The sequence below is a fragment of the Calothrix sp. CBUCES-K 9914 genome (assembly GCF_059640475.1).
On record NZ_JBXXZH010000322.1, the window covers coordinates 1 to 9,308 of the forward strand.

The 9,308-nt window shown below is 39.8% G+C and carries 11 protein-coding genes; 3 read left to right on the plus strand and 8 right to left on the minus strand.

The genetic code is table 11. The annotated features are described in order from the left end of the window. Nucleotides 1-101: 101 nt before the first annotated feature. Nucleotides 102-1,214, plus strand: a complete 1,113-nt coding sequence (locus AC2JBO_RS39690) for a sensor histidine kinase (RefSeq protein ID WP_496959128.1) — start codon at nucleotides 102-104, stop codon at nucleotides 1,212-1,214. A gap of 61 nt (nucleotides 1,215-1,275) precedes the next feature. On the opposite strand, the gene AC2JBO_RS39695 is transcribed toward AC2JBO_RS39690, so the two are convergent. After that, complete coding sequence (locus AC2JBO_RS39695) at nucleotides 1,276-1,776, minus strand: hypothetical protein (protein ID WP_496959129.1); 501 nt, start codon at nucleotides 1,774-1,776, stop codon at nucleotides 1,276-1,278. A gap of 242 nt (nucleotides 1,777-2,018) precedes the next feature. Here AC2JBO_RS39695 and AC2JBO_RS39700 point away from each other — a divergent pair, with 242 nt between their 5' ends. Further along, on the plus strand, nucleotides 2,019-2,771 hold the full coding sequence (locus tag AC2JBO_RS39700) for an HAD family hydrolase (protein WP_496959130.1): 753 nt from the start codon (nucleotides 2,019-2,021) through the stop codon (nucleotides 2,769-2,771). A gap of 6 nt (nucleotides 2,772-2,777) precedes the next feature. Here the strand turns inward: AC2JBO_RS39700 and AC2JBO_RS39705 are convergent, their stop codons facing one another. Next, on the minus strand, nucleotides 2,778-3,671 hold the full coding sequence (locus AC2JBO_RS39705; protein WP_496959131.1) for an extracellular catalytic domain type 1 short-chain-length polyhydroxyalkanoate depolymerase: 894 nt from the start codon (nucleotides 3,669-3,671) through the stop codon (nucleotides 2,778-2,780). 252 nt (nucleotides 3,672-3,923) lie between these two features. Here AC2JBO_RS39705 and AC2JBO_RS39710 point away from each other — a divergent pair, with 252 nt between their 5' ends. Continuing rightward, nucleotides 3,924-4,121 carry an RNA-binding S4 domain-containing protein gene (locus AC2JBO_RS39710; protein ID WP_496959132.1) on the plus strand — a complete coding sequence of 66 codons (198 nt, stop codon included), beginning with the start codon at nucleotides 3,924-3,926 and terminating at the stop codon, nucleotides 4,119-4,121. Here the strand turns inward: AC2JBO_RS39710 and coaBC are convergent. The 6 genes from coaBC to AC2JBO_RS39740 form a co-directional block, all read right to left on the minus strand. Then, nucleotides 4,096-5,319 carry a bifunctional phosphopantothenoylcysteine decarboxylase/phosphopantothenate--cysteine ligase CoaBC gene (coaBC, locus tag AC2JBO_RS39715; RefSeq protein WP_496959133.1) on the minus strand — a complete coding sequence of 408 codons (1,224 nt, stop codon included), beginning with the start codon at nucleotides 5,317-5,319 and terminating at the stop codon, nucleotides 4,096-4,098. The genes AC2JBO_RS39710 and coaBC overlap by 26 nt on opposite strands. A gap of 90 nt (nucleotides 5,320-5,409) precedes the next feature. After that, nucleotides 5,410-5,622, minus strand: coding sequence for a protein IsiD (gene isiD, locus AC2JBO_RS39720; RefSeq protein ID WP_496959134.1), 213 nt, complete (start codon nucleotides 5,620-5,622; stop codon nucleotides 5,410-5,412). Nucleotides 5,623-5,771: 149 nt separating this feature from the next. Then, nucleotides 5,772-6,389 carry an alpha/beta hydrolase gene (locus AC2JBO_RS39725; RefSeq protein WP_496959135.1) on the minus strand — a complete coding sequence of 206 codons (618 nt, stop codon included), beginning with the start codon at nucleotides 6,387-6,389 and terminating at the stop codon, nucleotides 5,772-5,774. Between the two features lie 14 nt (nucleotides 6,390-6,403). After that, complete coding sequence (locus AC2JBO_RS39730) at nucleotides 6,404-6,844, minus strand: nucleoside 2-deoxyribosyltransferase domain-containing protein (RefSeq protein ID WP_496959136.1); 441 nt, start codon at nucleotides 6,842-6,844, stop codon at nucleotides 6,404-6,406. 108 nt (nucleotides 6,845-6,952) lie between these two features. Continuing rightward, a complete protein-coding gene (locus tag AC2JBO_RS39735) occupies nucleotides 6,953-7,462 on the minus strand; it encodes a hypothetical protein (RefSeq protein ID WP_496959137.1) in 510 nt (169 codons plus the stop codon). A gap of 78 nt (nucleotides 7,463-7,540) precedes the next feature. Beyond that, on the minus strand, nucleotides 7,541-9,308 hold a 1,768-nt coding region (locus AC2JBO_RS39740), incomplete at its 5' end, for a TIR domain-containing protein (RefSeq protein ID WP_496959138.1).

Sequence of the window (9,308 nt, forward strand, 5' to 3'; positions counted from 1 at the left end):
TTTGAACATAAGTCGCTTGGTAGAAGACGCAAAGTTACATTTACACCTACAACTAGAGGAATAAAAAAATATAATTTTGTTAAAAGCTAAAGTGATAAATTATGCTTTCTGCTGAGATAAGTAAAGACCGCATCCTCGCTGTTGATGATACCCCTGATAATCTCATCTTGCTGCAAACGATTTTGGAGGTCGAGGGGTATGAGATAGATTTAGTCGCTGACGGCGCCGCTGCAATCGAATATATTATAGAGTCCCCTCCAGATTTGATACTCCTCGACGTGATGATGCCATTGATGGATGGTTATGAAGTTACACGTCGAATTCGCAGCAATGAAAACGTTCATTATATTCCCATTCTTTTGCTAACTGCGTTTAACGATGCCAGTGTTGTTGAAGGTTTGGATGCTGGCGCAGACGATTTTATTCGTAAGCCATTTGACCAGGATGAGTTAATGGCGCGTGTTAGGTCGTTGTTACGCTTAAAGCACAGTTTAGATGCACAACGGGCAATGGCGCGCGCACGTGAGGATTTTGTATCACGGTTAACTCACGATTTGCGAACTCCGCTTGTTGCAGCCGATAGAATGCTAAATTTGTTTATGCAAGATATATTTTGTCCGATATCGGATGAAATGAAACAAGCAATTAGCGCGATGGTTCGCAGCAATCATAATTTATTAGATATGGTAAATACTCTTCTCGAAGTTTCACGCTTTGAGGCGGGTCAAAAGAAAATGAGGTTTGAAAGCTATAACCTCGTAGAAATAGTGAATGAAATAGCGCAAGAACTTAACCCACTTGCGTCTGAGAAAAATTTATCGATAAAAGTAGATACTAGCGCAATTGCCAATCAGGATGATAAGGCACAAGTAATGGGTGACCGTTTGGAACTGCGGCGAGTAGTTGGTAATTTGATTGGTAACGCGATCAAATTTACAGATATAGGAACTATTATAGTTCGTATCTACGAATCTACATCATCTGAGGGCAAAGAATGGGTAGTTATGGAAGTTGAGGATACAGGTTATGGAATTGCAGAAGAAGACCAACCATATCTTTTTGAACGATTTCGCCAAGGAAAACATAAGCGTGCTGGTAGTGGTTTAGGTTTACACTTATCGCGTCGCATCATCGAAACCCATGATGGAAAAATTGACGTTTCTTCTGAACTTGGTAAAGGCAGTATTTTCACCGTATCATTACCAAAAGCCTGAATATTATCAGATTTCCGACTTCTTTAAGAAGTCGGAAAGAAGAGTGTAAAACTATAAATAATTACTCGCTAAACGATTCTCCAACAAGTTTGTAAACTTCTTTGAGTTGGTCAGCGTCTATATACTTAATCAACAGTTCTGCTGCTTTCTTAGAATTATTGCGAGGAATAGTTAGCCACAATTCTTTGTCTGTACTTATTGACCCTTGTTCTGACCACTCTTTGAGTCGTTTTTGACCTTCAGGAGTAATTTGATAGCAACCTCTCTTTTTATCTGGACTTTGTTCAATCCAGCCTAAATTTAACCATCGCTTTCTCCAGATATGCGCGTTACTTTCAGTAATACTTAGCGCTTGTGCAATTTGGCTGGCATAAATTTGCGCTACTCCTTCCGTAGCACCACTACCCTCAGATGCGTCCGGCGCCTCTGTGACATTTTCAACCAGTTTAGAAAATCTTCGTAGATAATCTTCTAAATTTCCCCAAATTTTACCTTGCTGTTCTTCAACTTCAAGGTCTTCAACTTCTGTTGACTCCAGTTCTTTAGCAATATCAGAATTCACAGGCTTTTTACAAAAAATAACACTAATGTACTCAATTTACATTATTTAGCAGTCCCAGTTAAGATACCTGAGATGCCATCAATCAATATAAATCTCAAAATTTTATAGTAGACCATTGTGGCGTAATTGAGGGCGGTATCGAGTCAAGTAAGCTTTGAGAAGCTACTACATTCACAACTTATACCCCAAAGTAGTTACAATATTGTACCAAGTTTATGCGTATTTCAAAAAGGGGAGCAAATGTGGTCAGTATCAAATGCCGAGAAAAAACTTTTAGTAATATTCAGGCTGTCCTGTTTGATAAAAACGGTACATTAGAAGACTCCGAGTCGCATTTACTGTTATTAGCCAACCGTTGCGCGCGCATCATTGACGCACAAATTCCTGGTACTGGAGAACCACTTTTAATGGCATACGGTGTTAATAACAATACTCTAGACCCAGCAGGGTTAATAGCTGTAGCTAGTAGACACGATACTGAAGTTGCAACAGCAGCTTATATTGCGGAAACGGGAAGAAGTTGGTATGAGTCATTATCTATCGCGCGTTCCTCGTTAAATGACGCAGAAAAATATGTTGCACAGGCACCTTCACCGTTATTTTCAGGTAGTGTTGATGTACTGAGCAGGTTATCACAAGCGGGTTTAAAGCTAGGTATTCTTTCAGCAGCGACAACAAGTGAGGTGCGTAAATTTGTAGGAGACCATGAGTTAGATAAATATCTTCAACTTTGTATGGGTGTAGATGCAGGAATTACTAAACCTGACCCAAAGTTGTTTTTACAAGCTTGTGAGCAGTTGGGAGTGGATGCTGGTGTGACGTTAATGGTGGGTGACTCAGTTGGTGATATGCAGATGGCAAAAAATGCTGGCGCTGCTGGGTGTATTGGTATAACTTGGATGGAAAAAAGTGAGAATGTTTTTGGCGCCGACGTTGTGATTAATAAACTAGATGAAATATTGGCAACGGATACAACGGATGTAACGGATGGTTGATTATTACTAATGGCGTTTAAAGAAGTCCCAAATTTCTTCAGTTGAGCTTAAACCTAGTTTTTGGTTAAACTTGTTGACGCTTTCGTCGTCCGAGGCGCCACCATACCACATATGTCCACCGTTAACTACAGCTAAGTGTAGAATCTCAGAACCACCATTACAGTTAGAGTAAGAATAAGCTTTAACAGCACTATTGTTCTGAGTATTTACACGAGGACAATTGTTTTGGGTTTGCCAGAAATTTACTACTTCTGGAACTGGAGCTAAGGCGCCTCGTTGATTTTCTTGCTGAGTTTGTTTATCACCTTGATAAAGTACTGAATGGTCGTTTGTTCCGTTGATCATTAGTATTGATACAGGTGACTGCGGTTGACATTCTCGTTCAAAGCTGATGGGGAGAGAACCAGCAACCGAAGCAAAAGCTGCTATTTTATCAGGCAACTGACATGCTAATGCTTGGGTTAAAATTCCACCTTTAGAAAAACCCGTTGCGTAGATTTTTGTTTTTTCAATATTTCTGACTTGCTGTAAATGATTAATTAAATTATCTACAAACGTAATATCATCATAATTTCTGCCGTTATTTTTTCTCAAGTGCCAGTGATGGTCAATAGCATCAGGATAAACAGCAATAAAACCTTGTTGTTCTGCTTTCTGGTTAAATTCCGAAACATCACTAATAGAGCGTCCGTTACCACCATCACCATGAAATACTAAAACTAACGGCATTGGGCGCCCTGGAGTGTAAGATTTTGGAGTGTATATATAATAAGTCCGTTGTAAACCCTGGTCTGTTAATTCACCAGAACTTTCACCATATACAAGCTTTTGTTGTGTTTGTTGCTGTGGTGATGTGGTTTCCATTGCCTCTAGAGTTTCGCAACCTGTTATTAAACTCATACTAAGCAGGCAAAGGAATGCTGTTTTTAGCAATTTCAATTTTGGATAATTCATGACATTAATTAATATATTATACTTCATAAAATATAATAATTGTCTAAGTCATTACATCTTGCAAATGGCTGAATAGGAATAAAAAGAATATATCTTATGATATAAACTTGTCTGACTTATTACCTCTGTGATCTCTATGTCTCTGTGGTAATATCTATTTTTACCACAGAGCCACAGAGAAACAGAAAGGGGAAAATTATGATAAAACTTGACCAATTTTTGAAGTTAATAGGTATAGCGGCAACGGGAGGACAAGCTAAGTTGATGATTCAGGGTGGTGAAGTTGAGGTTAATGGAGAACTGGAGACGCGACGCAAACGACAACTAGCCGAAGGTGATAAAGTTACAATCGATGGACAGACATTTGAGGTTAATTTTGATGAATTAGATGAGTAGTAACAAAGTCAAATATATAATGTGCCATTTGTAACTTAGAGCAAGGTGGAATCGATAATTTATTTTCTTGTTTATCTATATATATAGCCTGATTATTATCGCTTCCAAATCCGCTGTTTTCCATGTCTATAGGATTTGCGACGATAGCATCTAAGTTTTTACGCTGTAATTTCTCTAGTGCGGGAGTTACTATATCTCCTGTTTGTGCTGCAAATCCGATTAACTTTTGATGCAATTGTTTGTGCTGTGCTAACTCCGAAATTATATCGGGTACTGGCGCCAAAGCTAATTTTTCTGGCAGCGCGTTTTTGGGTAATTTCTGATGACTGTACTCGCTTGGCTTCACATCGGCAACGGCAGCCGACATAATTATTACATCATTATTCTGTAATTCTCCTAGGAGAGCTTGACGCATTTCTTCGGCTGTAACGACAGGTATGGTTTTAATTTGTGATGGGGTCTGCAAAGAAGATACACCATGTACGAGGGTAACATTGGCGCCGCGATGTAAAGCAGCTTGCGCTAAAGCTAACCCCATTTTACCTGTTGAGGGATTGCCAATAAATCGTACTGGGTCAAGAAATTCCCGCGTACCACCTGCACTAATTAAAATATTTCTTGCCGCTAAATCACGTTTGCCATTTGTATGTAACAGAGAATGAATGTGGGTAACTATTTCTTCGGGTTCTGCCATGCGACCTTTACCAACTCTATCGCACGCGAGTAACCCCGACGTTGTATCAATACTGTGATAGCGTGGGTCTGTATTCAACGTTTGCCAATTACGCTGTACAGATAATTGTTCCCACATATCGGTGTTCATTGCAGGCGCCACCAATACAGGGCATTGGGAAGCAAGTATGGTATTAGTAAGCAAATTATCTGCCATTCCATTCGCTAACTTAGCGGCAGTATTGGCAGTTAGAGGTGCTATTAATATTAAATCCGCCCATTCCCCTAACTCAATATGTAAGGGACGCGCGTTCGATGAGTGCCAAAAATCATCGTCTGTATAAGCGCGATGACGTGCAAGCGTAGAGAAAGTTAACGGTGTAACAAACTGCTGCGCTGAATGCGTCATAATGACTCGCACCTCTACACCCTGTTTAAAAAGCGTAGAAACAACCGAGCAAACTTTATAAGCAGCAATGCCACCACCGACACCAATAAGAACTCGGTGTGATTTTGCTTCGCACATGAATAGATTTTGCATGAAATAGAGGAGGTGCGTGACGCTACTAGACCATAATTTTATTACGTTATGTGTTAAGCGCGTCACGCACCCTACTTATGCTTCGTCGTAAGCTTCTAAATCTAAAAGGTGAATATAGGATTCGACAAGTTCAGGACGTTGAAACGCAACAGCACGTAGTAAGTGCCAATCGTTCAAGCCTTCAAAAGCATTACCATAGTTATCCTGTTCAAGACGTGTTGCAAGAGTTTCCACATCTTGTGCAGTCATGGTAGCAATTTTGTTTCTGGAAATAGTTAGAGTGTTCATTATGCTTGCCCCTCCCATTATCTGCAATTAGCATTCAGGAAACGGTTGGTTACGTTAAATTAACCCACCCAATATATATTACTCACTTCAACAAGTGATTTTCGTGAATTTTGTCCGGATTTCTACGCGATTTTGTAAAAATTTTGTAACTATGATAGCGGAAGCGTGTTCAAAATGAACTTCCGTAATACTTCTAACATTTCGATATTGATTTCATGTTCGGCATTAAACTCTTGATATTGTACCGGAACCCCTAATGTTTGAAGTCCTTCCCGCGCCTTTACGGCAGCAGCTAGCGGTACTACAGAGTCAGAGTTGCCGTGCATAATCAAAGTCGGCGCCTTTTCAATAGCCGTCGTAATATCATGCAAATACCCGCCCATCGAAACCAAACCAGCCAAAGGTAACTTTAATCCTACATCCAGAGTCATTGCACCCCCTTGCGAAAACCCACTCAAAATTGTCTGTGATAAAGGTACTTTATTACTTCCCTCTAAAGAGAGTATCCACTCTAATAATATTTCTCTAGACTCTGGTAATCCTTGATACATGTTCTCTGTCCTTAAATCATACCAAGCTCTACCATTAGGGGAATATGGGTAAGGGTATGGTGCATTAGGGAATACAAATTGGTAGTCAGGCAAATTCAGATAAGGCGCCAGAGAAGTTAAATCATCGGCATTGGCGCCCCACCCGTGCAGCATAATAATTTGACGTGTGGGAGTTTGTCCAGTTTGGGGGGGAATAGTAGTATATTCTAATGTCATGGGCTTACTATGAATTACGAAGAGAGGATTTGTTGTGCTAACTCTTCTAAAGAATAAACAATTTTGATTTCAGGACGTACTAACCGAGTTTGAATTTCCACGTCTTGCCTTCTCGGATAATTTGGATGTATTCCAACAAATAAAGGTTTATCGGTCATTGACCAGGCGCCTAACTCATAAAGTGCAATTGGACATATACTTTCTTGGGGGAACCAGAAAAGTATAGCTTGCGCGAGACGCAGGTGTTTGTGTTCCCATTCAATTTGTTTTAACGAAGCGTCAGGGTCGTGAATGGGAAAGTTGAGGCGCCGAGGATTTAATATTGTCCAAGTAGAAGATTTGAGTTGCTCTACCATTTCTGCCTGCCAATCAGGGCAATTACTTATTCCCCCTGCTAAAAATATTGCTTTGTGATTACCGTTGTATTCTTCTAATGGTTCGATATATTTATTCATTGATTTAATTAATTGATTTATTGATCACACCCTCGAAGGGTGTGGCTACACGAACAAAGCCTGCCGGGAGCAGGCTGAAAAGATTAATTTAACCTACTTTATACAAATTTACTGATAATAATCAACACCTGCAATTACTGCCAATGCAATGGCATATTGCTCTAAATCTTGTCTGAGCAATTCTAACTCATTTCTTAATTGTTCTTCTTTTTCCCAGCTACGTTCGTGTTCTATGGGATTTACTTCTAACGCACGCTGTGTTTCCCAAGCTTGTAGTAAGGGATGCCATTTGGATAAAAAAGGACGTAAACCTCGGTTGAGTACGGCAATGGCAATGGCGCCTACTGACTGTTTTGAGGCGCCGATACCAGGGCCAGCTTCACGGAGAATTTGGCGTGTGGTAGCAAATAAACTGTGTAAAGAAGTAAGCGCTTCGCGGAGTAAACCTTGGTCGTGTTCAATACTCAAAGGTTGAATAGCAATACGGGTAACGAGTTCAACATACAGCGACCAAGCAGCTTTCGCTTCGCTGACATCAGGTTCCCACTCTGTACCCCCAATACCAAAAGGTAAGTTGACAGAAATTTTCTTTAACCTTGGTGCGTCATGTTTAGGCATAGTTTATATCTTTATATTACTTTGAATTCATGCTTAACTAATTCAATATTTAAGTTAATTTTATATGATATCGATACTTTAGTCTTTATGCAAACCTCTAATTCCCTGCACTAACTTTTCTAAAGGTTCCACTTCGTCAACATTTTCCTTGAAATTTACCCAGTTTAACTCGTTGAAAAATAATAATATATTGGGTTGATCTGGTATAATATCAATGCCTGGTAACAAAACGGGAATTAAAGGTATCTTTTTTTTCACTCTTCGGTTATTAAGAATCAGTAACTCTTCCTGTTGCCAATCTCCTAAACCATTAGGACTAATGAAAACAGCAGCCGATTTTGATTGTTTAATTCCATTTATTATATATTGTTGAAATGACATTCCGATAGGAATTTCGGCTTTATCTAACCAAGGATTTAAGCCGCGCTGTCGCAACTCGTCAGCTATTTTTTCAACTAAAGGTTTATCTTTACTGTTGTGAGATAAAAATACATCAAAATCATTTGTAGCTTCCTTGCCTTGAATTATAGTAGCTGCGGTTGCAATCTCACGCTCTTTATCAGCAGCTTTATCCATTTCCGGAATAATTTTTGGAATTTCAGTGTGTGCGTCCTTTGAGCTACTATCATTCTCAACTAAAGAAATTCTCGCATCACAAACAACACAACTAATCCAGTCTAAACCGCGTTGTTGTCTCAGTGCTACATGTGATTCATTTACAGAGGCGCCACAAGAAGCACATACAAGAATTCGTCTAGATTTAATTGTTTCTGGTAAAGCACGACGTTTGAGGTGTGTATGTACGTACTCTTCAAACTGCATTCGCGTTTGTTTGCTTGCTTCTGGCTTAAAGAAAAGCGTCAACTCAGCTTTACCTTCGTCTGCGTTACCAATATTTCGCAGCCAAATTCCACATTCTCCCCCAGCTTGTGCCTCAAAAATTGCAGCATTCTTCCACATTTCTTTACATTTAAAGAATATACTTCTTGATAAACGTACTGCCAAAGTTGTATAAATACTCATAACTGCTCCCTCAAATGCCAAAATTACCGCTTTGCCTTCAGGGTCTGGCGCTAGAGGCCATTCGCGCGTAATTTGGGAGGGAAATAATAATAAAGGACCTGTTTCGGTTTGTTCGCGTAAAGCTATTTCACGAGCAAATAATTCTTCGACTGTCGCAATTAATAGTAGTTTTTCTTTGTCTTTATCTAAGATACGTTCATCTTTAGGCATCCGAAACCGACCTGCAAGCACATCTTCCTCAGGAATATACCCCATACCTTCTGGTTCATCTTTAGCCGCATTAATAATTGCTGAGGCATAAGCATCTAATAATTCTGGCTGTAGTAAAATAAGATTACCAAAGCTGAGTCTGCGAATTAAATCGCGCGACTCAATCAGCCGAATACAGGTTTCAAACTCGGAGCGCACTTGTTTGTCTGGGTCATCGCTTGAAAGTACGAATGAGCGATATAAATCATCTACTGGAGATAAAAGTCGTTGTTCCTGTTTCTCTTGAATTAAAAATACTTTGATTTTTTGAAATAGTTCTGTGGAGATTACTTGGGGTAGATGTTCCCAATTTACTGCTTTACAAATGGCTTGAGCTAGTTCTTTTATATTTAACCCTTCTTTGGCACTAGTTTCAAAATGACCATCAAACCCAAGTTCTTTGACTAATGCTTCGATGCGTGCTTTGCTAACGCTGACACTGCCTCGGTCTGCACGGGCAGTTACTAAAAACTTTTTCAACCTAGGTACTGAGTCACCCTGTAATTTCTCTGCTTGTCGCAGCGCGCGGTTCCAATAATATACTCCAGCGAACGGGTCTGTTTCACTGCGAGCA